Origin of the sequence: Ensifer adhaerens (assembly GCF_002940685.1) — a bacterium.
Classification (GTDB): domain Bacteria; phylum Pseudomonadota; class Alphaproteobacteria; order Rhizobiales; family Rhizobiaceae; genus Ensifer; species Ensifer adhaerens_E.
The window spans coordinates 202,879-228,426 of record NZ_PNFP01000005.1; the positions used below are offsets into that span (position 1 = coordinate 202,879).

A 25,548-nucleotide genomic window follows, 5' to 3' on the forward strand; every position below is an offset into this window, starting at 1 on the left:
TCAGCGAGACGGGGCGCTGAAACGGACTGGACCGGCATGCAACACTATTCTCCCTATGAGATTATCGAAGCCAAGCCCACAACCGGGCTCGTGCTCCTTGCCGATCACGCCATGAACCGGCTGCCCGCCGAGTATGGCAGTCTCGGCCTTCCCGCCTCGGCCTTCGAGCGGCATATCGCCTACGACATCGGTGTCGAAGCGCTCGTGCGGCGCCTGTCGACAATGCTCGATGCGCCGGCCGTTCTCGGCTGCTTCTCGCGCTTGCTGATCGATCCCAACCGCAGCGAGGACGACCCGACGCTGATCATGCGGATTTCCGACGGGGCGATCATTCCGGGGAACCATCCCATCACCGAGCAGGAGTGGGAGAACCGGCTGAACCGGTTTCATCGTCCCTATCACCGTGCCGTGTCCGAGACCATCGACCGAAGCGCCCAGGCGCATGGCGCAGCACCACTGGTCATCTCCATCCATTCCTTCACGCCGGCCTGGAAGGGTGTCGCCCGCCCGTGGCACGCCGCCGTCCTGTGGGACAGCGATGCCCGCGCCGTGCTGCCGCTGATCGAGAAACTCGAGGCACCGGGCGATATCGTCGTCGGCAACAACGAACCCTATGACGGCGCGTTGCGCGGCGATACGATGTTCAGGCATTGCATGGTACCGGGCATTGCCCACGCCCTGATCGAGGTGCGGCAGGATCTGATCGCCGACGAAGCGGGCGTGGCAGAATGGGCCGAGCGGCTGGCGCCGGTCCTGGCAAGCCTCAACGCCATGCCGCAGCTGCATCGCTACGAGCGCCACATCTCGCGCACCGGCGCCTATGATGAAGAGGACGAGCGACCATGACCGAACTGACCCCGGAGCAACAGATCGCCTTCGAGGCCGCCGCCTTTCGCCGGCTGGTCAACCATCTGCGCGAGCGCAGCGATGTCCAGAACATCGACCTGATGAACCTCGCCGGCTTCTGCCGCAACTGCCTGTCCAACTGGTATCGCGAGGCGGCCGAACAGGCGGGCGTTCCGCTTGCCAAGGAGGAATCGCGCGAGATCATCTACGGCATGCCCTACGAGGAATGGCGCGAGCGCAACCAGAGGGAAGCATCCGTCGAACAAAAGGCGGCGTTCGAGCTCAACCGCCCGAAGGAATAGGGTCGTTTCGTCCGCCTCTGCCACGGAAATGACCGCGTTGTTGCGCAATCACCCTTGACCTTGGCGGCCGTTTTCGGCACGTCACGGCACCCAAGAAATTCCATTCCCCCTATCAAGGAGAAGACCATGTCGGATGCTCACGGCGTCGCACGCGATCAGCTTCGTGCTTTCATCGAACGGATCGAACGCCTGGAAGAAGAAAAGAAGACCATCGCCGACGACATCAAGGACGTCTACGGTGAAGCCAAGTCCACAGGCTTCGACGCCAAGATCCTGCGCAAGGTCATTTCGATCCGCAAGCAGGATCACGACGAGCGCATGGAACAGGAAGCGATCCTCGACACCTACCTCCAGGCGCTCGGCATGGTGCCGGCGGCCGACGAGGAATAAGCAGGTCTACTAGGGGCCGCCGACGGGCGGCCCTCGCCTTCCGCCCGTAAACTGCCGCAGCTGAGGCTCCCAATGCAGCCGGGAGCCGGGATCAGGCGAATGCACGGTACAGACACGAAAAAGCCCGCCGGTTCGGCGGGCTTTTTCGTGTCTGGCGTTTGGTGGAAGCTCAGTTGGTGCTGAACTTCTTCACTTCCATGAAGTTGACGGCATTGCCGCTGAAGCGGGCCGTGTCGACGTTTGGTCCGGCGCTGCTGGAGAAGCCGGCCGCATAGACCGTCGTCGGGGCGGTGCGCAGCGACTTGCTGACGAAGCGCGGCGCCTTCACCGGCTTGGAAAGCGTTGCGACGCGGCCGGTCGAAAGCGCCCATTCGGAAATGATCTTCTGGGTCAGCTTCGGTTCGGCGCGCACCGACGAGCGGGTCGCGGCTTCGGCGTCGTTCTTCTTCGGCCGGCCACCCTTGGCCGGCGCTTCCGCCTGCGTGTCGAAGGCACTGTCGAAGATCGCGGCGCGCGCATTCGTGCCCGACTGCGGCGCGTAGGCCGCCATCTCGATCGGCTGCGGCTGGGCGACGGGCTGACGTTCAGCCGGCGTCGGCTGCGCAAGCGCGACACGGGTCTTGGCTTCGGCCGCCACGTCGCGCGACGGTTCTGCGGATGCCACGACAGGACGCTCGGCAAAGGAGGGGATCACGACCTGCGCATCGGCAACGGCGGCAAGGGCCGCATCGCCCGCGGGCCGGCCGGCCGGAACCGGCACGAAGCCGAGCGCCTGCATGTCCGGCGCTGCGTCGGCGGATGCGACGAGCGTGTTCATGTCGCGACGGTCAAGCATTTGCGGGACCGGAACCTTCATCGAGGCGAGGTCGGCAAATTCGCTCGGCGTTTCCGAGGCTTGCGGCAGGGCAGCGGCAAGGGCCTCCTGGGCCGGGTTCGTCTCGGGCGCAACCAGCGCCACGGCTACGCCGCCATCGGCAGGCGCCTGCTTGAAGGCGGGCCGCACGGCCGGGACCGGGGCATTGATGTTCTGTTCTGTCGAGGCAGTGGCAGCAACCGTCGGCTCGGCGGCGACAGAGCCGGCGACGCCGGGCAACGCTTCCTGAGCGGCGGGCGCGGCGGCCGTCTGCACCTTGGCAGCTGGAACTGCGCCACCTTCGTCGTCGGTGCCGGGACCGGCTGCGATTGCCGAGGGTTCTTCATCCTCGTCGCCACCGCCGCCAAAGAGCATGGCGAACAGGTTGCCGCGGCGCTTGCCGCTGGTATCGCCCGGCCCCTTGTCGCCACCACCGGCAACCTCGATCGCCGAGGCGCCGACGCGACGCTTGTAGTCGGCGACCGCCTGCTCATAGCCCGGCAACGGCTTGCCGTCGGAGGGGAGATGCATGGTCTTGCCGTCGGGGAAGATGCGTGCGAGTTCGGCACGGCTCATGCGTGGCCAGGCGCGAACGCCACCGACGTCCATGTGGACGAAAGGCGAACCGGAGGTCGGATAGTAACCGACGCCGCCCACCTGGAATTTCACGCCGATCTCGCGCAGCGTCTTCAGCTTCACGTCGGGCAGGTAGAAGTCCATCGCCTTGCCGAGCATGTGCTGGCTCTTCTTGGCAACGCCCTTCGAGCGCGAGCGCAGCATGCCGTTGGTCGCCGGCGAACGATAGGCCGACACGACGTGGATATAATCGCGCGATCCGCTCTTCTGGTAGACTTCCCAGACGAGGTCGAGCAGGCGCGGGTCCATCTTCGTCGGCTCGTTGCGGCGCCAGTCACGCAGGAAACGGTTGATTTCCTGCAGACCCTTGGCGTCGTAGCGGCCATTGCGCTTGAAGGTGATCTGCGCCTTTTCCTGGGTATGAATGAAATAGAGCTTCAGTGTCCGGGTCTGTCCTGCGGCCTCCACGGGAGGTGCAAAACCAGGCGTCACGAGGGCAGCCGCAAGAGCAACGGATGTCAGAACCTGCGGCACCCGGCGGGTGACCGCCGCGCAGACTCTCGCTAAGGAGCCAAGCGGCTTCTTAAAACCGAACAAATTTGGCATTCAATCCCCGTCCGACGGACAACCGTGCTTCGCTGTCTCAGATGACTGTCAAATAAGGTGACAGCATGGCAAATTTGCCACAGTCGTCACCGCCCCTTATAATATAGTGAATACTTCACTAACAAGGTCTAAACGGCGGTGACTGAAGAGCACGGCTAATGAAGCGTGAATGCGTCGATTTTATGCCGCCTCTCTCAAGGGGTTATCGGGATCGATGCCATAATCCTTCAGCTTGCGGTAGAGGGTAGACCGGCCGATGCCGAGCTTGCGGGCCACCTGGCTCATCTGTCCGCGGTAGAATTTCAGCGCAAAACGAATCAGTTCCTCCTCGACTTCGGCAAGCTTGCGGACGTCTCCGCCTTCGTCGACGCTGGCGATCGCGTTCTCCATGCGCGGATCGCCCGAGGTCTCTGTCTCCATCGATTTTGCCGCACTTGCAAAGTCGGGATAGACGCTCGACGCTGCTTCACCAGCCGCCGCCCGCTCGGGCCCTGCCTCGCCCCAGGAAAAGCCGGCGCGGTCGGAAACCACATAGCCGGGTATCTGGGTGGCGATCTGCGGGAAGTCCTTCACCGTCAGCTCGTTGCCCTCGGCAAGCACGACGGCGCGGAAGATCGCGTTCTCGAGCTGGCGGATGTTGCCCGGCCAGTCATAGGCGGTCAGGAGTGCCAGCGCGCCGCTCGATACCGCCAGCGGCTGGTTCAGCCGCTGCTCGGCGGCGAAGCGCTCGACGAAGGAGCGCACCAGCACCGGGATATCTTCCTTGCGCCGGCGAAGCGCCGGAATGGTGATCGGGAAAACATTGAGGCGGTAGTAGAGATCCTCACGGAACCGCCCCTCCCGAACCTCGTTGATGAGGTCCTTGTTGGTCGCGGAGATCAGTCGCACATTCACCTTCTGCGGATGACGCGCGCCGATCGTCTCGATTTCGCCCTGCTGGACCGCGCGCAACAGCTTGACCTGAACCTCGAGCGGCAGGTCGCCGATCTCGTCGAGGAACAGCGTTCCGCCGTCCGCGTCGACGAACTTGCCGGTGTGCTTTTCGGTCGCGCCGGTAAAGGCGCCCTTTTCGTGGCCGAAGAGAATGCTTTCGACCAGATTGTGCGGGATGGCGCCACAGTTGACGGTGACGAAGGGCTTGCCGACCCGATCGCTTGCCGACTGGATGGCGCGGGCCACCATTTCCTTGCCGACGCCGGATTCGCCTTCGAGCACGATCGGGATGTTGGACTGCGCGGCGCGGCGCGCAAGATCGATCACCCGGATCATCGCCGGGCTTGCCGAGACGACGTCGTCGAAGCCGACGGCGCCGCCGCGCGGACGGCGCGAGGTTTTGACCTTGCCGTCGCGGCTCGCCATTTTCAGCGCGTTGCCGATCGCCACCGACAGGCGCTCCGGAGAGACCGGCTTCACCAGGAAGTCGAAGGCGCCGGCCTGCATCGCGTGCACCACGGTCTCGATGCCGCCCTGTCCGGTCTGGACGATAACCGGCGTGTCGACGCCGCGTTCGGCCAGCGCTTCAAGGAAGCCGTGGCCGTTCATTTCCGGCATCAGGAGATCGAGCAGGATGACATTGATCATGCCACCCTTGCGCTCAAGCAGTTCCAGACCGCTGCGGCCGTTATCGGCGAGATGCGCCACATGACCGAGACGCTCGATCATGTTCGTCAGCAACCGGCGCTGCACCGGATCGTCATCAATGACCAGAATGTGTGATGTCACGGAAGCCTCCTGCTCTGGACACGCGGTACTCTTTGGCCAACGTCATGTGCCAAATCACGTCAGGCATCTGTGCCATAAAGGGCTGAACATCATGTTTTGAGAAATGCTTGCATTTTATCCATTGCCGGCGATAGCAATGGGGCCCATATCGCTTGCCTCTTCCTGTCACGAACGAGAGAAATCCGACGATGACCTTCCGCCCCCTCGCCCCCGAGCAATTCGTTGTCCGCGCCGCCGCCGGCCAGAGCCATGGCGCCGCTGCCGACCTCGGTGACCTGCCCTCCTGGCGGCTGGAGGATCTCTATCCCTCCGCCTCCTCGGATGCGTTTCGCGACGATCTGAAGAAGGCCGATGCCGACGCGATCGCCTTCGAGACCAAATGGAAGGGCAAGCTGGCCGAAGCGGCGACGAAGAGCGGCGACGCCGGCATCGGCGCGGCCGTCAGGGAATTCGAAGCGCTCGAAGACATAATGGGCCGCATCGCCTCCTTTGCCGGCCTCACCTATTTCTCCGACACGTCCAAGCCGGAGAATGGCAAGCTTTATGGCGACGTGCAGTCGAAGCTCACCGACATGTCGGCGCATCTCCTGTTCTTCTCCTTGGAGCTGAACCGGATCGACGACGCGATCCTCGACAAGGCGCTCGAAAACGATGCGCTCGCCGCTCACTACAAGCCTTGGCTGACCGATCTGCGCATGGACAAGCCCTACCAGCTCGACGACAAGCTGGAACAGCTGTTCCTGGAAAAGTCGATGACGGGTGCCGCCGCCTTCAACCGGCTGTTCGACGAGACGATGGCGAGCCTTACCTTCAATGTCGACGGTGAAGCGCTGCCGCTCGAGGTCACCCTCAACCTGCTGCAGGACCCGTCGAGCGACGTTCGCAAGAAGGCGGCGATGGCGCTTGCCGAAACCTTCAAGGCCAACATCCGCACCTTCACGCTGATCACCAACACGCTCGCCAAGGACAAGGAAATCTCCGACCGCTGGCGTGGCTTCAAGGATATCGCCGATAGCCGGCATCTGGCCAACCGCGTCGAGCGCGAGGTCGTCGATGCGCTCGCCGAAGCGGTCAAATCCGCCTATCCGCGCCTGTCGCATCGCTACTATTCGCTGAAGGCGAAGTGGCTCGGCATGGAACAGATGGATTTCTGGGACCGCAACGCACCATTGCCGGAAACCCCGAACGCGCTGATCTCGTGGAATGAAGCCAGGGACACCGTGCTCTCCGCCTACAATGCCTTCGCGCCGGAAATGGCCGCGATTGCGCGTCGCTTCTTCGACGAGCGCTGGATCGACGCACCGGTGCGGCCCGGCAAGGCGCCCGGCGCCTTCGCGCACCCGACGGTGCCCTCGGCCCATCCCTATGTGCTCGTCAACTACATGGGCAAGCCGCGCGACGTGATGACGCTCGCCCACGAGCTTGGCCATGGCGTGCACCAGGTGCTCGCCGGCGGCCAGGGCGCGCTGATGGCCTCGACGCCGCTGACGCTTGCCGAAACCGCCTCGGTCTTCGGCGAGATGCTGACGTTCCGGGCGCTGCTCGACCGGACGAAGGACAAGCGCGAGCGCAAGGCCATGCTCTCCCAGAAGGTCGAGGACATGATCAACACGGTCGTGCGCCAGATCGCCTTCTACGAGTTCGAGCGCAAGGTGCACACCGCCCGCAAGGAAGGCGAACTGACGGCCGACGATATCGGCAAGCTGTGGCTGTCGGTGCAGAACGAGAGCCTCGGCCCGGCGATCCGCATTTCCGAGGGCTACGAGACCTACTGGGCCTATATCCCCCACTTCATCCATTCGCCCTTCTACGTCTATGCCTATGCCTTCGGCGACTGCCTGGTGAACTCGCTCTATGCCGTTTACCAGAACGCCGAGCAGGGCTTCCAGGACAAGTATTTCGAGCTTCTGAAGGCCGGCGGCACCAAGCATCATTCGGAACTGCTCGCGCCCTTCGGCCTCGATGCCACCGATCCGTCGTTCTGGGCACAGGGACTGTCGATGATCGAAGGGCTCATCGACGAACTCGAGGCACTTGATAAGGCCTGATCCGGAAACAATCCGGATCGCGGAGCGATCGACAAGACGACTTTATGAACGACACCGCACCCTATGTGCTGTTCCGGGACGACAGCGAAAGCCGCACCACGGTTTTCGCCTCGCCTTCGCGCGTCATAACCGCCCGCACCAAGGCGGAATTTGTCCGCGGCCTTGCGGAGCTTGAACGCGCGCACAAATCCGGCAAGTGGATCGCCGGCTTCATGTCCTACGAGGCCGGGCATCTCTTCGAGGCGAAACTCGCAGGCTACGCCGAGGAGGGCCGCGAAACGCCGCTGATGTCCTTCGGCATCTTCGATGCGCCGAGCGAGGATCATCCCCTTTCCGAGCCGCAGCGGCGAACCGAGAACGAACCCTTCTTGAGCGAGCCGCGCGCCGACTGGGACTTCGACACCTACCGCGAACGCTTCGACCGCCTGCACCAGCACCTGCGACAGGGCGATTGCTACCAGGCCAACCTGACGATGCCGATCCGCGCCCGCTGGTCTGGCGACCCGCGCGCCGCCTTCTGGTCGCTGATCGACCGGCAGCCGGTCAAATACGGCGCGCTCGTCGCGCTCGACGGGCCGGTGCTCCTGTCGCGTTCCCCGGAGCTTTTCTTCCGTGTCGATGCGGACGGCTGGATCGAGACGCACCCGATGAAGGGCACGGCCAAGCGCGGCGCGACGGCCGCCGAAGATGCCGAGATCATCGCCGCCATGCGCGCCGATGAAAAGACCCAGGCCGAGAACCGGATGATCGTCGACCTCCTGCGCAACGACATTTCGCGCATCACCGAGGTCGGCACGCTTGATGTCCCCAAGCTCTTCGACATCGAGACCTACCCGACCGTGCACCAGATGGTGAGCCACGTCCGGGCAAGGCTCCTGCCCGAAATCACCCTCAGCGACATCTTCGCCGCTCTTTTTCCCTGCGGCTCGATCACCGGTGCGCCGAAGATCCGCGCGATGGAGATCCTGCACGACCTGGAGGATGGCCCTCGCGACGCCTATTGCGGCGCGATCGGCTTCATCGCGCCAAACGGCGTGATGCGTTTCAGCGTCGCGATCCGGACGATATCGCTTTTCGAAAATGGCGACGCCGTCTTCAATGTCGGCGGCGGCATCGTCTTCGACAGCACCGCCCAATCTGAATACGAGGAGTGCCTCCTGAAGGCCCGCTTCGCCGTTGGCGACGACAGGATCGCGCTCGGTGAACGCGATGTCGCGCCAGCCGACAGCGCGGTCGTCCGATGACGGATTTCTCGCTGATCGAAACCCTGCGCTACGAGCCCGAGGCCGGCTTCGTCCGGTTGCGCCTGCACCTCGCGCGTCTGGTCCGGTCCGCCCGCCGTCTCGGCATGTCCGGCGCCGATGGCGCGCAAGCCGCGCTGCTTGCGGCGGTCGAGGCAGCCGCCGGCAATGCCGGAACCGCGCTTCGCGTGCGCCTCGAGCTTTTCCCGGACGGCCGCATCGAGGTGAAGACCGCGCCCTTCACGCCGCTGCCCGAAGAGACGGTCTGGCGGGTGCGGATTGCCGCCATGCGGCTCAATTCGAGCGATCCGCTCTTGCGCTACAAGACCAGCCGCCGCGCCGCCTATGAAGCCGCCCGCGCCGAGTTTGCGCCAAGCGAGGTCGACGAGGTTCTGCTTCTGAACGAGAAGGGCGAGGTCTGCGAAGGCACGATCACCTCGGTCTTCCTCGACGACGGCAGCGGCATTCTCAAGACGCCGCCAATCGCCTGTGGCCTGCTTGCCGGCGTGCTGCGCACCGAACTCATCTGCCAGCGCCGCGCGCGGGTCGCGCGGCTTTCGCTTAACGACCTCGCCCGCGGCAACCTTTACGTCGGCAATTCGCTACGGGGCCTGATCCGGGTGAACCTCATGGTCTGAGCCGGGAAGCGTGTGGCGTCTGACCTGGTCCCGCCCATCGCGCTTGGCGAGATAGAGCGCCTGATCGGCGCGCGCATAGAGGTCGCTGACCGTGTCCCCGTCGCGATACTCCGCAACCCCGACCGAACAGGTGTAGAAGAACTCCGGGATGTTCTCGAGCGGGCGGGAATTGCGCACCCGTTCGAGCAGACGATCGAGAATGCGGTGGCCCTCGCTGATGGTCGTATCCGGCAGGATGAGCATGAACTCCTCGCCGCCAATCCGGCCGAAGCAGTCCGAACGGCGCACGAATTCCTGCATCTGGCGGGCGAAATCGAGCAGCACCTCGTCGCCGCGCTGGTGCCCGTGGCGATCGTTGATCGCCTTGAAGTAGTCGATGTCGATGATCGCGACACAGCCCCACATATGCGGGTTCTCGGCGCAGTTGGCGATGAACTCGGTGAGACGCCCCATCGTGTAGCGGCGGTTGGGCACGCTCGTCAGCTCGTCGACCTGGGCGGCCCGAAGCGCAAAGTCGCGGTCCTGGCGCAGTTCCCGCTCTTCCGCATGGATCGTCGTCACGTCGACGGCGATGCACAGCATGCAGCCATCCGCATCCACCGTTTCCGTCATCCACAGCCAGCGACCGTCGTGCAGGTCCGTTTCCATGGCGCGGAACGGCACCTTGCCGCGCCGGTGCAGTGTCGAGGCGATCCAGGCATCGATATCTTCCGACTTCAGGACCGTGCCCTGTCCGGCGGCATGGTTCCGGCGCATGATCTCTTCCCAGGTCGGGCTCTCGTCCGGACCGAGATGGTAGGCCGCGCGAAACGCCGGATTGGCGAAGCGCAGTCGATCGTGCTGATCATAAAGTGCGATCAGCACGGGTGTTTTGCTCTGTAGGGCCGCAAGAGCCTTGAGATGACTACCGGTCACGGTCTGTCACGCCTCCGGGAACTAATCAATTATGGCGCGAAGCGGATGCTTCTAACGTAGCTATAGCACGAACCGCTTGTGACAAGCGTTTCACCGTGCGAAACGATAGTGATATGGTTAAATCGCAACCTGGACCGATCGCTCCGCATGAAGCATACGCCTTACGACGGTTCTTCAAAACCTTTCACCATCGGCCTTGCCCAGCTCGAACCCGATCGCTGGATCGAGCCGGACGACCAGCTGCAGCGCTATCTCGACGAAAAGAAGCGGCTGCTCGCGCAGGCGCGTGGCGCCGTGTTCGCAGCAGCCGACGGTACGCAGGAGGCCCAGAGGGAACTGCTCGGCGTTCTGCTCGACTACCTGCCCGCCGCATACCCTGAAGTCTATCGCCGTGACGGCGACAGCATGATCGTCGGCGGCGAGCCCGTGCCGCTCGCAGGGGATGTCCCGCTGGCCATCGCCGGATCGCTCGTCCAGGACGATCTCGCCATCATGCAGAAGACCGACGACGGCTGGCGCCTCAACGCCGCCTATGTCGCCTTCCCCTCCTCCTGGTCGCTCGCCGAGAAATACGGCCGCACCATGAACGAGATCCACGGCCCCGTCCCGGGCTTCGAGCATGGCACCCGCAATGCCGAACTGATTGCCCGCATGTTCGACAATCTGCCGCCTGGCCGTTTCGTCGAGCGCTTCAACTGGGCGGTCAATGTCGACGGCGCGCTGCATCTGCCGAAATCGAAATCCGAGGGCATTGCAGCCGGCGCGATCGAAATGACCGAGGAGCGGACCTTCATCCGCATCGAACGGCAGACACTGCGCAAGCTGCCTCAGACCGGCGCGCTCGTCTTCACCATCCGCATCTACTCCGACCCGCTGACGATGCTGCGCAAGCGACCCGATGCCGCGGCACTGGCATCCTCCTTCATCGAGCAGTTGCGCGCCCTGACCTTGCCGCAGGCCGCCTACAAGGGGCTTGTCAGCAAGCGGGACGGGCTGATTGCGGCCCTGCAATCGATCGCCGGTTAAGCACACCCTCAAATAGCGGTTGACCTTCCCGCTCTTTATTGTGACAGCAATCTATGCTCTACAGCGCCGCGTGCCCCACGGGCACAGCGGCCGTTTCGGCACATTCATACGAGCCAGAACAGCGGCCACAGCCGCTTCCTCATGCTTGGTCACCCACCGCCACAGGGAAAGTTTTCTCAGGAGTAAGACAAAAATGGCAGATACCACCTATCCGGTTTATGGCGAGATCACCGGTCCGATCGTGATGATCGGTTTCGGTTCGATCGGTCGCGGCACGTTGCCGCTGATCGAGCGCCACTTCAAATACGACAAGAACCGGTTGATCGTGGTCGAGCCCCGTGAGGACGCTGCCGACAACGAACTGTTCGAACGGCATGGCGTACGCCACGTTCGCGCGCACGTGACGAAGGACAACTACAAGGAACTGCTGAAGCCGCTCCTGACGGAAGGCGAAGGCCAGGGCTTCTGCGTCAACCTGTCGGTCGACACCGGCTCGCTCGACCTGATGAAGATGTGCCGCAAGCTCGACGTGCTCTACGTCGACACGGTCGTCGAGCCGTGGCTCGGCTTCTACTTCGACGCCGAAATGGACAATTCCGAGCGCACCAACTATGCGCTGCGCGAAACCGTGCGCAAGGAAAAGGAAAAGAACCCGGGCGGCACGACCGCGGTGTCCACCTGCGGCGCCAACCCCGGCATGGTCTCCTGGTTCGTCAAGCAGGGCCTCCTGAACCTCGCCAACGACCTTGGCGTGAAGTACGAAGAACCGCATCAGGACGACCGCGAAGGCTGGGCCAAGCTGATGAAGAAGGTCGGCGTCAAGGGCGTGCACATCGCCGAGCGCGACACCCAGCGCACCAAGAACCCGAAGCCCTTCAACACCTTCTGGAACACCTGGTCGGTCGAAGGCTTCATCTCCGAGGGCCTGCAGCCGGCCGAACTCGGCTGGGGCACCCATGAAAACTGGATGCCGAAGAACGCCAAGAAGCACAAGAAGGGCTGCAAGGCGGCGATCTACCTGGAGCAGCCGGGCGCCAACACCCGCGTGCGCACCTGGTGCCCGACCCCCGGCCCGCAGTATGGCTTCCTCGTGACCCACAACGAGGCGATCTCGATCGCCGACTTCTTCACGGTTCGCGACAAGGACGGCGAAGTCACCTATCGCCCGACCTGCCACTACGCCTACCATCCGGCCAACGACGCCGTTCTGTCGCTGCACGAGATGTTCGGCAACGGCGGCAACGCCCAGCCGGTCCATCACGTCCTTGACGAAAAGGAACTGGTCGACGGCGTCGACGAACTCGGCGTGCTGCTCTACGGCCACGACAAGAACGCCTACTGGTTCGGTTCGCGCCTGTCGCTGGAAGAAACCCGCCGCATCGCGCCTTACCAGAACGCGACTGGCCTGCAGGTGACCTCGGCCGTTCTCGCCGGCATGGTCTGGGCTGTCGAAAACCCGAAGGCCGGCATCGTCGAAGCCGACGAGATGGACTACAAGCGTTGCCTCGAAGTCCAGCTGCAGTATCTCGGCCCGGTCGAAGGTCACTACACCGACTGGACCCCGCTCGACGGTCGCCCGGGCCTGTTCCCCGAGGACATCGACACCAAGGATCCGTGGCAGTTCAAGAACATCCTCGTTCGCTAAGCTGCTGAGGCGTAAGCGCATCCGGCCCGGGACACGAACGTGCCCCGGGCCTTTTCATCTCTGCCGGAAAAGCCCAAGGCGGCGGCCCGCCGCTCTTGCTTTCAACTCATGATCGCGGCATGGTCTGCCGGAATGAAACAATCCGCTCGACCCAAACGCGGGGGAAATCGCCTATGAAGCCATTCGCCGTTCTGACCCTACTCGCAACCGCGGCGGCGCTTGCCTCCTGCCAGTCGTCGCCCCGGATCATCGATGAGGGCGGACAGCCGGCACGCCAGGCGTCGGGCGTCGAAGGCTCCTGGGTGGACCCGAACGGCATCGTCTCGACCTTTGCCGGCGGGACCTTCTCCACCCGCACGACCGACACCAACCAGTTGCTCGCCTCGGGCAACTACGTCAAGACGAGCCCGACGCTCGTCGAAATCAACATGACCTCGCTGGTGCGCAACACCCAGTCCAAGGTCGCCTGTGCCCTCGTCACGCAGAACCAGCTCAACTGCACCACCGACGCCGGCGCGCAGTTCTCGCTGGCGCGACGCGGCTAATACCGTAAACAGGCAAGCACGAAAGGCCCCCGTCCGGGGGCTTTTTTTGTTGCCGGCCATAGGCTTAACCTAGTTGCAAATCAGCAATCGGAGGATGGTTTTAGCGCTTGAAGTCGCCTTCAAGTGATGAAAACATCGGCCCGGCAAAGCCACCCCGACCGTGGGGACCGGACCCGTTTCGACGGACCGGAGACGGTCGGACGAAAACCGGCAAAAACAGGAGAACATCATGATCAGACACGTGCGGACCGGCCTGATGACCGCGTCCATTCTTGCCCTTTCCTCGGGCGCAGCCTTCGCCGATTATGAGTTGAATATCCTGCATATCAACGACCTCCATTCCCGCATCGAATCGATCAACAAGTTCGATTCCACCTGCTCGGCGGAAGAGGAAGGCAAGAACGAGTGCTTCGGTGGCGTCGCGCGCCTCAAGGCGCTGATCGACCAGAAGCGCCAGGACCTCTCGGGCAAGAACGTGCTGCTCTTGAATGCCGGCGACAACTTCCAGGGTTCGCTGTTCTTCACCACCTACAAGGGCCTCGCCGAAGCGGAATTCCTCAACCTGATGAAGTTCGACGCGATGACCGTCGGCAACCACGAGTTCGACGAAAGCGAGGACGGCCTTGCCGGCTTCCTCGACAAGATCGCCTTCCCGGTCGTCACCGCCAACGTGCTGCCGAGCCAGAAGTCGAAGATCGGCGACCGGATCAAGCCGTCGATCGTGCTCGATGTCGGCGGCCAGAAGGTCGGCATCGTCGGCGCGGTCGCCAACGACACGCCTGAACTCTCCTCCCCGGGCCCCGACATCCTGATCGGCGACGACGTCGCCACCACGACGGCAGCCGTCGAGGAGTTGAAGAAGCAGGGCGTCGACAAGATCATTGCGCTGACCCATGTCGGCTATCCGCGTGACCTCGCGGCGATCGCCAAGATCCCGGATGTCGACGTCGTCGTCGGCGGCCACTCGCACAGCCTGCTTTCGAACACCGACGCGAAAGCCGAGGGTCCTTACCCGACCATGGTCGACAACCCCGGCGGCTACAAGGTTCCGGTGGTCCAGGCCGGCTCCTATACGAAGTATCTCGGCGACCTCGTCGTCACCTTCGACGACAAGGGCGTTGTCAAGGCCGCCAAGGGCGACCCGATCCTGGTCGACAGCTCGGTCAAGCCGGATGAGGCAGTGCTTGCGCGCGTCGCCGAACTCGGCAAGCCGATCGAGGAACTGCGCTCGAAGATCATCGCCAAGACCGAGGCGCCGATCGACGGCTCGCGCGACAATTGCCGCGCCCGGGAATGCGAGATGGGCAGCCTGCTCACCGACGCCATGCTCGACCGCGTCAAGGGCCAGGGCGTGACCATCGCCATCACCAATGGCGGCGGCTTGCGCGCGTCGATCGATGCCGGCGACGTTTCGATGGGCGAAGCCATCACCGTCCTGCCGTTCCAGAACACGGTTGCGACCTTCCAGATCAAGGGCGACGGCATTCGTGCAGCCCTTGAAAACGGCCTGAGCAAGCTCGAGGAAGGCGGCGGCCGCTTCCCGCAGGTGGCCGGCATGAAGTACGCCTTCGACAAGTCGAAGCCGGTCGGCAGCCGCGTCGTCTCGGTCGAGGTCAAGGAAGGCGAAGGCTACGTGCCGCTCGACCCGGCCAAGACCTATTCGCTCGTCACCAACAACTACATGCGCAATGGCGGCGACGGCTACGACGTCTTCAAGACGCAGGGTGAGAACGCCTACGACTACGGTCCGGGCCTCGAAACCGTGCTTGCCGACTACCTCGCAGCCCACCAGCCGTTCAAGCCCTACACCGACGGCCGCATCACCGAGGTCGCTTCGGCCGCAGGCGCTGCGACAGCGGAGCCGGCAGCCGAAGCAAAGCCTGCGGCCGACGCCGCGGCAGCCCAGCCGGCGGCAACCGCCGGCAGCACGGCCGCTGCGAGCGGCCCGCAGAAGCACGTGATCGCCAAGGGCGATACGCTCTGGGATCTCGCCAAGGCCTTCTATGGCGACGGCGCGCTCTGGGCAAAGATCTCCGAGGCCAACGGCAAGCCGGCGCCGCGCCACCTGCATGTCGGCACAGAACTGGAGATTCCGGCAAAGTAAGACAATTTGCCTCTACTTTCCGAGCCGGCGCGGGCTTCCCCGCGCCGGCTTTTCTTTTTAGAAGGATTTGAAACCGACAGTGTCCCGATTGAACGGGGCCGACGAGGACCCAGATGACCGATCAGCTTGCCGTGACCACCCCTGCCAACCACCCGTCCGTCAAATCCGGAAAGGTCGGTATCCTGCTGGTCAATCTCGGCACGCCTGATGGCACCGATTACACCTCGATGCGCCGCTACCTGAAGGAGTTTCTGACCGACCGCCGGGTGATCGAATGGTCGCGGCTCTTCTGGTATCCGATCCTCTTCGGCATCGTGCTCAACACCCGTCCGGGCAAGGTCGGCAAAGCCTATGAGACGATCTGGAACAAGGATCTGAACGAGAGCTACCTGCGCACCTATACCCGCAACCAGTCCGAACTGATGGCGAAGTCCTTCGCCGACCAGCCTAACGTGATCGTCGATTGGGGCATGCGCTACGGCCAGCCTTCGATCGCCTCGCGCATGGAGGCCCTGCAGAAGGCCGGATGCGAGCGCATCCTCGTCTTCCCGCTCTATCCGCAATATGCGGCGGCGACGACGGCAACCGTCAACGACAAGGCCTTCGAAGCGCTGTTGAAGATGCGCTGGCAACCGGCGCTGCGCACGGTACCGCCCTACCACGACGACCCCGTCTATATCGACGCGCTGGCAACATCGATCGAACGGCATCTGGCGACGCTCGACTGGGAGCCGGAAGTGGTGCTCACCTCCTTCCACGGCATCCCGAAGAGCTATTTCGACAAGGGTGATCCCTATTATTGCCAGTGCCAGAAGACGGCGCGGCTCTTGCGCAAAAAACTCGGCTGGCCGAAGGAGAAGCTGCAGGTCACCTTCCAGTCGCGCTTCGGGCCCGAGGAATGGCTGCAGCCCTACACCGACAAGACGGTCGAAAAGCTTGCGCAGGAGGGCGTCAAGCGCATCGCCGTCCTCAACCCCGGCTTCGTCTCCGACTGTCTGGAAACGTTGGAAGAGATCGCCGAACAGGCGGCCGAAAGCTTCCATCACAATGGTGGCGAGAAATTCACCCACATCCCCTGTCTGAACGACAGCGCCGAAGGCATGGCCGTGCTCGAACACGTTGTTCGCCGGGAACTTGCCGGCTGGCTCTGATTTCAGAGCGCGCCGCGCTTGAAACCGACGCCCGGATCACCACCTCAGGATGAAGGAGCCGCGCGCTTGCCCACCGGCGAGTGCGCCATTCTAACATTTTGAATTTACGCGCAATCCACGGAAAACCGATTCCGAAGGCAAACGGAATGCGCTAGAGTGCAGCCACAGGTCGCGATTGCAATTTAAGGGGGTATGTCTTGGGCGGAATGGATATCGTCGTCATTGGCTTCGTGGTGCTTATCATCCTGGTCCTCTTCATGGGGATCAAGACGGTGCCCCAGGGCTACCGCTATACGATCGAACGCTTCGGGCGCTACACGAAAACCCTGGAACCGGGCCTCAACCTGATCGTCCCGTTCATCGACCGGATCGGCGCCAAGATGAACGTGATGGAGCAGGTCCTCGACGTTCCGACCCAGGAAGTCATCACCAAGGACAATGCCAGCGTCTCGGCCGATGCCGTCGCCTTCTACCAGGTGCTGAACGCAGCACAGGCGGCCTACCAGGTCGCGCATCTCGAAAACGCCATCCTCAACCTGACGATGACCAACATCCGCTCGGTCATGGGCTCGATGGATCTCGACGAGTTGCTCTCCAACCGCGATACCATCAACGACAGGCTGCTGCACGTCGTCGACGAAGCCGCCAGCCCCTGGGGCATCAAGATCACCCGCATCGAGATCAAGGATATCGCGCCGCCGAAGGATCTCGTCGACGCCATGGCAAGGCAGATGAAGGCCGAGCGCGAGAAGCGTGCCCAGGTGCTCGAAGCCGAAGGCTCGAGAAATGCGCAGATCCTGCGCGCCGAAGGTGCCAAGCAGTCGGCGATCCTGCAGGCCGAGGGCCAGCGCGAGGCGGCCTTCCGCGACGCCGAAGCGCGTGAACGTCTGGCAGAGGCCGAAGCCAAGGCGACCAAGATGGTCTCCGAGGCCATTGCTGCCGGCGATGTTCAGGCGATCAACTACTTCGTCGCGCAGAAGTATACCGAAGCGCTCGCCTCGATCGGCACCGCCAACAACCAGAAGATCGTGCTGATGCCGATGGAAGCCTCGGCGCTCATCGGTTCGCTCGGCGGCATCGGCGCCATCGCCAGGGAAGTCTTCGGCGACAGCCAGTCGGCGCAAGCAGCGCGTCCACGCCAGTCGACGCCGCGCACCACGCCGGCCTTCCCGGCCGACCCCTCGCAAGGGAAATAACCGATGATCGAACGCGCCATTCAAGAGCTCGGGCCCTGGAGCTGGTGGGTTCTGGGCTTCGTGCTTCTGGCCGCCGAGCTTGTCGCGCCCGGTGTGTTCCTGATCTGGATCGGCGTTGCCGCCTTGGCCGTCGGCATCCTCTCCCTCATGCTGTGGGAGGTCGGCCTCTGGACGTGGCAGGTTCAGCTCGTGCTGTTCGCACTGCTTTCTGTGGCGGCCGTCCTGCTTGGACGCCGCTTCGTTCGCTCCTCCGAAATCAGCGACGAACCGCTTTTGAACCAGCGCACCGAAAGCCTTGTCGGCCGCACGGCGGTGCTGGACAAACCGATCGCCGAGGGCCGTGGGCGCATCCGGCTTGACGATACGTTCTGGATCGTCGAGGGACCTGACCTGCCGGCCGGCACGCGGGTGCGCGTCGTTTCCACCCACGGCCGCAACCTGACCGTCGAAAGCGCGTGACCGCAAGCGGCTGATGCCGCGAGGTTTTTTGCCGATGGAAACGATTGCTTAACCACGTCGCTTTACGATTGCGAAAGGATTGCAATCAGGCTCGTGGACAAACGGCATATGGTGCCAGGCTTATCTCGCTCGACCAAAGGAGACGTGCGGCGTTCAGCCTCGCTGGCGTTGCTGCTGGCCGGCACGGCGCTGCTTGTTCCCACGTCCTTGAACGCCCAGACCGCCACGACCGCGCCCGCCATCACTGCGCCGACGACGACCTATGGCGCGGGCACCGCGGCTTCAGCCAGCCCGGCCACACCCGCGATCGCCGACCCGCAGACCACCGGCGCCGTCAGCGCCGACGACCTGACGCCAGCCTCGAACGAGGACTACCTCCGCCTGAACCAGCGCGAGCCGACCATCGACGGCCTCAGGCTGCGGACCTATAACCCCGAATACGATCGCGCCCCGGGCGTCCGCATCGGCACTTTCACGCTGCGCCCGAGCATCAGCGAGAGCATCAACCATGAATGGCGCAAGGACGGCGACACCAAGACCAACCGCGGCTATCTGGAGACGGGAATCCGTGGCACCCTGACGTCGGACTGGTCGCGCCACCAGCTGACCGTCACCGGCGAAGGCGTGCTGCAGAACAACATCTCCGGCGAGGGTGAGGAAGAGCCGCGCGCCAATGTCGACGCGGAGTTGCGCCTCGATCTCTGGGACGAGACGGTCGCGCGTCTGCGCGCCGGCTACAGCTTCGAGCGCGAGGACGCCGACGATCCGAACGCGATTTCCAACGCCAAGGAACAATCCGCGGTCAACACCTATCGCCTCGGCGCGGCGATCGAGCGCGACTTCGGCCTGATCCGCGGTTCGGTCGGCATCGACTTCGACCGGCGTACCTATGGCGACGTCGAGCTGGAGAACGGCACCAACCTGTCGGTCAAATACCGCAACCGCAACACCGGCACCCTCACCGCCCGCGTCGGCTATGAGCTGTCGCCGGCGCTGATCCCGTTCATCGAGGGCTCCGTCGGAAAGTCTCTTTACGATCTGCGCGAGGATCCACTCGGCTTCGAGCGTTCCTACCAGACCTATGCGGCGCGCGGGGGTGTCGAGCTTGACCTCGGCGAGAAACTCTACGGCGAACTCGGGCTCGGTTACGAGACCTACAATTTCGAGGACGGCCGGCTCGGCGATCTCAGCGGCCTTTCGGTCGATGGCCGGCTCAACTGGTCGCCGCAACGCGGCACCGACGTGCTCTTCGCCGTTTCGACCGACCTCAACCCGTCGACGACGCCGGGCGATGCTGGTTCGATCGACTACAACCTCACCAACATCATCACCCACCAGATGCGCTCGGATCTGGTGGCGCGGCTGACCAACAGCCTGACGCTGCGCAACTACCCCTCGGACGCGCGTTCGTCGGACGAAACCACATGGCGCACTGGCGCGGGTCTGACCTACGACATCAACCGCTACCTGGCGCTGACAGGCGACGTCAGCTACGAGCGCACGACCCGCGATCGCGGCGACACGACGGACATCACCCGCGTCGGCGTCGGATTGACGCTCCGCCGCTGAGGCAATCCCGTTGTCCAGATACGAAAAGGCCGCGCCCGATGGGCGCGGCCCTTTCTGCCCTTGAGAAGAAACCGGTTACTTCAGAGCGCCGAGCAGGCTCTTCAGCGGGCCTTCGACGGTCGGACGGATATCGCCACGCTCGAGCGCGAAGGCAACGTTGGCCAGGATGAAGCCGTCCTTGGCACCACAGTCGTAGGTATCGCCACGGAAGTGGTAGGCTGCGAACTGCTGGTTGTCGGATAGCTTGAGCATGCCGTCGGTCAGCTGGATCTCGTTGCCGGCGCCGCGCTCCTGTTTTTCGAGGATCGGGAAGATCTCCGGCTGCAGGATGTAGCGGCCGTTGATGAAGAAGTTGGACGGAGCCGTGCCCGGTGCCGGCTTTTCAACCATCTTGGTGATCTTGAAGCCGTCGCCAACCTTGTCGCCGACGCCGACGATACCGTATTTGTGCGCCTGGTCCGGCGCGCACTCTTCCACGGCGATGACGTTGCCGCCGCTCTGTTCATAGAGCTCGACCATGCCCTTGAGGCAGCCCTTCTCGCCCTTCATGATCATATCAGGCAGAAGCAGCGCGAAGGGCTCGTTGCCGACGAGGTCACGGGCGCACCAGACCGCGTGGCCGAGACCGAGCGGCGCCTGCTGGCGGGTGAAGCTGGTGGTGCCGGCCTTTGGCAGGATGCTGTCGAGCAGCTGGATCTCGGCCTTCTTGTTGCGCTCGCGCAGCGTCTGGTCGAGCTCGACCTGGATGTCGAAGTAGTCCTCGATCACCGCCTTGCTGCGGCCGGTGACGAAGATCAGATGCTCGATGCCGGCTTCCAGCGCCTCGTCGACCACATATTGAATGACCGGCTTGTCCACCACCGTCAGCATTTCCTTCGGCACGGCCTTGGTAGCCGGCAGGAAACGGGTGCCCAGTCCCGCGACCGGGAACACGGCTTTGCGGACTTTACGCTTGTCGGTCATCGATACCTCCTTAATAGGATTTCACTCATAACTCTTGCCGAACGGTCCGGGCATCAATCTGTCCCGAACCATACAGCGCTCCGTAATGGAGCCGCAATCTCTATGCCGTCAGCTGAACACAGCATGAACCGACGGAACAAATGCATATGCGAACTCCGCGACCAAGGCTTGACATTTTCTGTGGCCGAAGACGCCACCACATTTTCATGGTAAAGGGTTTGTTGACCACGTTTCTGTAGATTCGTTGCAATCCGGCAATGCAACAAGCGCGGCCGGATCCGAAACAGGAGCCGCCGACGACTGCCCCCACCGTCCAGGCTGGCCCCAGACTGCCACCTTGCGGAGTGATTCGGGCCATGACGGCCGAAGCCCCGCAGAGAAACGGAACCGACAGCTGATGATCAGAAACCGCAGGACGTTTTTCCGTCATATCGCAGCCGCCCTCGTCCTATCCGCCGCCACGCTCGGCACCGCGCCTGCGCGCGCCGATACCGGATTCCAGAACTGGATCAACGAGTTTTACGCAACGGCCGCCCAGGCCGGCATCACAAAGGCAACCTACCGTCAGGCCTTTGCCGGCGTGAAGTCGCCGGACCAGACCGTCATCGACAAGGCCAACTACCAGCCGGAGTTCAAGCACAAGATCTGGGAATATATCGATTCCCGCGTGAACCCCTACACCAAGCGCGTCGGCCAGGAGATGGCGGCCAAGCACGCCCGCACGCTGAACGCGCTGGAGAAACACTTCGGCGTCGACAAGACGATTCTTCTCGCCATCTGGTCGATGGAGTCCAACTACGGCGCCGTGCTGGAGAAGGATGACCGCCTGCACTATGTGCCGCGCGCACTCGCTACCCTTGCCTATGCGGACCCGAAGCGGTCGAACTATGCCAAGAAGCAGCTGATCGCCGCACTCAAGATCCTGCAGAAGGGTGACATCACGCCGCGCGAACTGACCGGCTCCTGGGCAGGCGCAATGGGTCACACCCAGTTCATCCCGACGAGCTACCTGCTCTATGCGGTCGACGCGGACGGAAACGGTCACCGCGACATCTGGAACTCCGTGCCGGACGCGCTGGCGACCGCCGCCAACCTTCTGAAGAAGAATGGCTGGCAGCCGGGCGAGACCTGGGGCTACGAAGTCGCCCCGCCGGTAAATGCCGCGAAATACTCCGGCCAGACGAAGACGCTCAAGGAATGGGCGTCGCTCGGTTTTGCCCGGCCGAACGGCAAGGGCTTCCGCAACGGCAGCACGCGCGCCGAACTCAAGCTGCCGAGCGGTGGCAACGGCCCCGGCTTCCTGATGACCAAGAACTTCTTCGTCATCAAGCGCTACAACGCCTCGGATAGCTACGCGCTCGGCGTCGGCCTGCTCGCCGACCAGATCGCCGGCTACCAGGGCATGCAGCAGCGCTGGCCGCGCCCGGACGGATCGCTTGACATCAGCGAGAAGTTCGAGCTGCAGAACCGGTTGAAGGAGCTTGGCTACTACAGCGGCGAAGTCGACGGCAATTTCGGCTCCGGTTCGAAGGCTGCGATCCAGGCTTTCCAGTCGAAGAACGGACTGGCGCCGGATGGAGAACCGACGCAGATGCTGCTGCGGGCGCTCCGCAACTAGCAGGCTCGAAACGGTTTCACGATCCGAGTATCCGTGAGATACAATAGGCCAAGCGCGCTGCACCCCCCGTGCGGCGCGCTGAAACTTTCGAGCGGCAAGACCGCCCGGACGCGCGATGAACGGGGCAGAGAAGCAGATGATCAGCAGGCGCCGCAGGCAAATTGGCCGAACGCCGTTCGGGGTTGCCACGATCTGCATCGCGCTTATGGCGATGCTCACCGTCGGCCTATTTGCGAGCTTTGCCGAGGCGCAGGAGCGCGTTCAGCGCCGCACCTTGTTTCAGATGCTCTTCGGCGGCTTGACCCGCGAACGTCCGACCTACCAGGATCGCGACTATTATCCCGAACAGCCGCGCCCAAAGCGCCAGCGCCAGCCGCAGCAGAGACAGAAGGGCCAGGGCCAGCAGAAGCAGAAGCCGAAGGTTGCCGACACCCCTGCCCCGGCGCCGGTGGTGGTGGAGAAGGCGCCGGATGCCAAGAAGGTGCTCGTCGTCGGCGACTTCATGGCCGGCAGCCTCGGCGACGGCCTGAAGACGGCCTTCGAGATGACGCCCGGCATCACCATCGAGACGCGGGCGAACGGCTCATCCGGCCTCGTGCGCGAAGACTATTTCAACTGGCCGGGCACGCTGCCGGGCTATGTCGGCGAAGTAAAGCCGTCGGTCATCATCATCAGCCTCGGCGCCAACGATCGCCAGCAGATGCAGATCGGCAGCGCCAAGGAGAAATTCCGCTCCGACCTTTGGACGGAAGAATATCGCAAGCGCGTCAACGCGCTGGCCGCCCTTGCGCGCAAGGAGAAGCTGCCGGTTCTCTGGGTCGGCATGCCGCCGTTCCAGTCGGCCGCGATGACGGCCGACATGGTCACCTTCAACGGCATCTACCGCGAGGAGATCGAGAAGGTGGGCGGCCAGTTCGTCGACATCTGGGACGGCTTCGTCGACGAAGGCGGCAAGTTCGTGCTGACCGGCTCCGACATCAACGGCCAGCAGGTGCGCCTGCGCGGCGCCGACGGCGTCAACCTCACCAAGGCCGGCAAGCGCAAGCTCGCCTTCTATGTCGAAAAGGACATCCGCCGGCTGCTCGGCGATGCCGCCGCCACCGACAAGAACGTACCGGGCGCCGACGAACTCAAGGACCTGGTGGTGACGGCGCCGCTCGGCAACGAGGATATCGTCAAGACCCAGCCGATCGGGCTCACCGATCCGGCGCTCGATGGCGCCGCGTCCCTGCTCGGCAGCGCCGCACCGGACAAGGGCAACGGCAAGAGCCCGCGCGATCTCTTGGTGGGCAAGGGCGACGTCGCCACCGCCCCGGCCGGCCGCGTCGATGATTTCCGCCTGTCGAAGCCGAGTACGGTCATCAGCAACCCGGTGATCCGCAACTAGAGCATGTCGCGCAAAAGTGCGCAGCGATTTGCGATAACGACATGCGCCAAATCAATAACTTAAAGCGCACGGAGCCAATCTGAAAGATCGCGATGCGCTTTAGATCGACGGTCACCATTCGGCCGACTGACCCGGCCATGAAAAAAGCCCCGCATCGCTGCGGGGCTTTTTCATGCTTGGGAGTAAGCTTGTTTAGCGCGGCAGGGTGGTGGAGCCCATCAGCGCCTCGTCGATCGCGCGCGCCGCCTGGCGGCCCTCGCGGATCGCCCAGACGACGAGCGACTGGCCGCGGCGCACGTCTCCGGCGGTCCAGAGCTTGTCGAGCGAGGTCTTGTAGTCGCGCTCGTTGGCAACGACGTTGGTCGAGCCGCGGCGGTCGGTGTTGAGCGTCAGCTTGTCACCGAGGTCCTTGAGCACGCTGTTGGTGAAGGGCCCGCGGAAACCGATGGCGATGAAGGCGAGGTCCGCCTTGATGATGAACTCCGTACCGGCGACCGGCTTGCGGCGGTCGTCCACCTGGCAGCACTTCACGCCGGTGAGGTTGCCGTCCTCGTCGCCGATGAATTCGAGTGTCGCCACCTGGAACTCGCGGATGGCGCCTTCGGCCTGGCTGGAGGAGGTGCGCATCTTCGTCGCCCAGAACGGCCAGACGGCGAGCTTGTCTTCCTTTTCCGGCGGCTGCGGGCGGATGTCGAGCTGGGTCACCTTGACCGCGCCCTGGCGGAAAGCGGTGCCGACGCAGTCGGACGCGGTGTCGCCGCCGCCGACGACGACGATGTGCTTGCCGCCGGCAAGGATCGGCTGCGACGGCCAGCCGACGCTGTCGATGTTCTCGCGGCCGACGCGGCGGTTCTGCTGCACGAGGTACGGCATCGCGTCATGGACGCCGGCGAACTCGACGCCCGGGATGCCCGCGTCGCGCGGCGTCTCGGAGCCGCCGCAATAGAGCACGGCATCGTGATCGTCGAGCAGGCGCTGCATCGGCACGTCGACGCCGACATTGATGCCGCAGTGGAAGGTGACGCCTTCGCCCCGCATCTGATCGACGCGGCGGTCGATGAAGTTCTTCTCCATCTTGAAGTCCGGGATGCCGTAGCGCAGCAGGCCACCGGGCTTGGTCTCGCGCTCGTAGACGTGAACCTCGTGGCCGGCGCGGGCAAGCTGCTGGGCCGCCGCCATGCCGGCAGGGCCAGAGCCGATCACCGCGACCTTCTTGCCGGTTTTGGTGACGGCCGGCTGCGGCACGATGTAGCCCATCTCATAGGCCTTGTCGGCGATCGCCTGCTCGACGGTCTTGATCGCGACCGGCGTGTCTTCGAGGTTCAGCGTGCAGGCTTCCTCGCACGGCGCCGGGCAGACGCGGCCGGTGAACTCCGGGAAGTTGTTGGTCGAATGCAGGTTGCGGATCGCCTCGTCCCAGTTGCCGTTGTAGACGAGATCGTTCCAGTCCGGGATCTGGTTGTGCACCGGGCAGCCGGTCGGACCGTGGCAATAGGGGATGCCACAGTCCATGCAGCGAGCGGCCTGCTTCTGCACTTCCGGTTCTGACATCGGAATGGTGAATTCGCGAAAATGGCGGATGCGATCGGATGCCGGCTGGTACTTTGCCACTTGCCGGTCGATCTCGAGAAATCCAGTTACCTTACCCATCGTATCATCCTGAAAGCTTTGCGTCTGAACAGGCGCTTTTGACAAGCGCGCGTGAGGGGCCCCCGAACCGATCTGTGATGAACCGGGAGCCTTGGTCA

Annotated in this window: 21 protein-coding genes; 16 read left to right on the forward strand and 5 right to left on the reverse strand. The window is 63.6% G+C overall.

Annotation, left to right across the window (positions count from 1 at the left end; all coding sequences use genetic code 11):
* Positions 1 to 36: 36 nt before the first annotated feature.
* The 3 genes from C1A35_RS12020 (at position 37) to C1A35_RS12030 (ending at position 1,538) form a co-directional block, all read left to right on the forward strand.
* Positions 37 to 846, forward strand: a complete 810-nt coding sequence (locus C1A35_RS12020; protein ID WP_104664546.1) for an N-formylglutamate amidohydrolase — start codon at positions 37 to 39, stop codon at positions 844 to 846.
* Positions 843 to 1,148, forward strand: a complete 306-nt coding sequence (locus C1A35_RS12025; RefSeq protein WP_104664547.1) for a DUF1244 domain-containing protein — start codon at positions 843 to 845, stop codon at positions 1,146 to 1,148. The genes C1A35_RS12020 and C1A35_RS12025 overlap by 4 nt, the downstream gene beginning before the upstream one ends.
* A 126-nt stretch (positions 1,149 to 1,274) precedes the next feature.
* Positions 1,275 to 1,538, forward strand: a complete 264-nt coding sequence (locus C1A35_RS12030) for a DUF2312 domain-containing protein (RefSeq protein ID WP_034806111.1) — start codon at positions 1,275 to 1,277, stop codon at positions 1,536 to 1,538.
* 169 nt (positions 1,539 to 1,707) lie between these two features.
* Here C1A35_RS12030 and C1A35_RS12035 read toward each other — a convergent pair whose 3' ends face one another.
* A complete protein-coding gene (locus C1A35_RS12035; RefSeq protein ID WP_104664548.1) occupies positions 1,708 to 3,573 on the reverse strand; it encodes a DUF882 domain-containing protein in 1,866 nt (621 codons plus the stop codon).
* A gap of 180 nt (positions 3,574 to 3,753) precedes the next feature.
* Entirely contained in the window at positions 3,754 to 5,295 is a 1,542-nt protein-coding gene (locus C1A35_RS12040; protein WP_104664549.1) for a sigma-54-dependent transcriptional regulator, read from the reverse strand.
* A gap of 188 nt (positions 5,296 to 5,483) precedes the next feature.
* Here C1A35_RS12040 and C1A35_RS12045 point away from each other — a divergent pair, with 188 nt between their 5' ends.
* Genes C1A35_RS12045 through C1A35_RS12055 form a run of 3 tightly spaced genes read left to right on the forward strand, consistent with a single transcriptional unit; the run spans position 5,484 to position 9,222 of the window.
* Complete coding sequence (locus C1A35_RS12045; protein ID WP_104664550.1) at positions 5,484 to 7,343, forward strand: M3 family oligoendopeptidase; 1,860 nt, start codon at positions 5,484 to 5,486, stop codon at positions 7,341 to 7,343.
* Between the two features lie 44 nt (positions 7,344 to 7,387).
* Positions 7,388 to 8,587, forward strand: a complete 1,200-nt coding sequence (locus C1A35_RS12050; RefSeq protein ID WP_104664551.1) for an aminodeoxychorismate synthase component I — start codon at positions 7,388 to 7,390, stop codon at positions 8,585 to 8,587.
* Positions 8,584 to 9,222: an aminotransferase class IV family protein gene (locus C1A35_RS12055; protein WP_104664552.1), complete on the forward strand. Its 639-nt coding sequence runs from the start codon at positions 8,584 to 8,586 to the stop codon at positions 9,220 to 9,222. The genes C1A35_RS12050 and C1A35_RS12055 overlap by 4 nt, the downstream gene beginning before the upstream one ends.
* Here C1A35_RS12055 and C1A35_RS12060 read toward each other — a convergent pair.
* Entirely contained in the window at positions 9,187 to 10,137 is a 951-nt protein-coding gene (locus C1A35_RS12060; protein ID WP_104664553.1) for a sensor domain-containing diguanylate cyclase, read from the reverse strand. The genes C1A35_RS12055 and C1A35_RS12060 overlap by 36 nt on opposite strands.
* A gap of 147 nt (positions 10,138 to 10,284) precedes the next feature.
* Here C1A35_RS12060 and C1A35_RS12065 point away from each other — a divergent pair, with 147 nt between their 5' ends.
* The 8 genes from C1A35_RS12065 (at position 10,285) to C1A35_RS12100 (ending at position 19,832) form a co-directional block, all read left to right on the forward strand.
* Positions 10,285 to 11,163: a heme-dependent oxidative N-demethylase family protein gene (locus C1A35_RS12065; RefSeq protein WP_104664554.1), complete on the forward strand. Its 879-nt coding sequence runs from the start codon at positions 10,285 to 10,287 to the stop codon at positions 11,161 to 11,163.
* A gap of 193 nt (positions 11,164 to 11,356) precedes the next feature.
* A complete protein-coding gene (locus tag C1A35_RS12070; protein WP_104664555.1) occupies positions 11,357 to 12,808 on the forward strand; it encodes a homospermidine synthase in 1,452 nt (483 codons plus the stop codon).
* 173 nt (positions 12,809 to 12,981) lie between these two features.
* A complete protein-coding gene (gene omp10 / locus C1A35_RS12075) occupies positions 12,982 to 13,353 on the forward strand; it encodes an outer membrane lipoprotein Omp10 (protein WP_077959745.1) in 372 nt (123 codons plus the stop codon).
* 229 nt (positions 13,354 to 13,582) lie between these two features.
* Positions 13,583 to 15,457: a bifunctional metallophosphatase/5'-nucleotidase gene (locus C1A35_RS12080; RefSeq protein ID WP_104664556.1), complete on the forward strand. Its 1,875-nt coding sequence runs from the start codon at positions 13,583 to 13,585 to the stop codon at positions 15,455 to 15,457.
* A 113-nt stretch (positions 15,458 to 15,570) separates the two neighbouring features.
* Complete coding sequence (gene hemH / locus C1A35_RS12085) at positions 15,571 to 16,608, forward strand: ferrochelatase (protein ID WP_104664557.1); 1,038 nt, start codon at positions 15,571 to 15,573, stop codon at positions 16,606 to 16,608.
* A gap of 197 nt (positions 16,609 to 16,805) precedes the next feature.
* On the forward strand, positions 16,806 to 17,804 hold the full coding sequence (locus C1A35_RS12090; RefSeq protein WP_104664558.1) for an SPFH domain-containing protein: 999 nt from the start codon (positions 16,806 to 16,808) through the stop codon (positions 17,802 to 17,804).
* Positions 17,805 to 17,807: 3 nt separating this feature from the next.
* Complete coding sequence (locus C1A35_RS12095; RefSeq protein WP_104664559.1) at positions 17,808 to 18,263, forward strand: NfeD family protein; 456 nt, start codon at positions 17,808 to 17,810, stop codon at positions 18,261 to 18,263.
* Between the two features lie 108 nt (positions 18,264 to 18,371).
* Positions 18,372 to 19,832, forward strand: coding sequence for an outer membrane beta-barrel protein (locus C1A35_RS12100; RefSeq protein WP_104664560.1), 1,461 nt, complete (start codon positions 18,372 to 18,374; stop codon positions 19,830 to 19,832).
* A gap of 75 nt (positions 19,833 to 19,907) precedes the next feature.
* On the opposite strand, the gene galU is transcribed toward C1A35_RS12100, so the two are convergent.
* On the reverse strand, positions 19,908 to 20,795 hold the full coding sequence (gene galU, locus C1A35_RS12105) for a UTP--glucose-1-phosphate uridylyltransferase GalU (RefSeq protein ID WP_104664561.1): 888 nt from the start codon (positions 20,793 to 20,795) through the stop codon (positions 19,908 to 19,910).
* Between the two features lie 397 nt (positions 20,796 to 21,192).
* Between galU and C1A35_RS12110 the strand changes: the two genes are divergently transcribed.
* Both C1A35_RS12110 and C1A35_RS12115 read left to right on the forward strand, forming a co-directional pair.
* Entirely contained in the window at positions 21,193 to 22,413 is a 1,221-nt protein-coding gene (locus C1A35_RS12110) for a lytic murein transglycosylase (protein ID WP_104664562.1), read from the forward strand.
* A gap of 136 nt (positions 22,414 to 22,549) precedes the next feature.
* On the forward strand, positions 22,550 to 23,800 hold the full coding sequence (locus tag C1A35_RS12115) for an SGNH/GDSL hydrolase family protein (protein WP_234822854.1): 1,251 nt from the start codon (positions 22,550 to 22,552) through the stop codon (positions 23,798 to 23,800).
* A 192-nt stretch (positions 23,801 to 23,992) separates the two neighbouring features.
* On the opposite strand, the gene C1A35_RS12120 is transcribed toward C1A35_RS12115, so the two are convergent.
* A complete protein-coding gene (locus C1A35_RS12120) occupies positions 23,993 to 25,450 on the reverse strand; it encodes a glutamate synthase subunit beta (RefSeq protein ID WP_104664563.1) in 1,458 nt (485 codons plus the stop codon).
* Positions 25,451 to 25,548 lie beyond the last annotated feature (98 nt).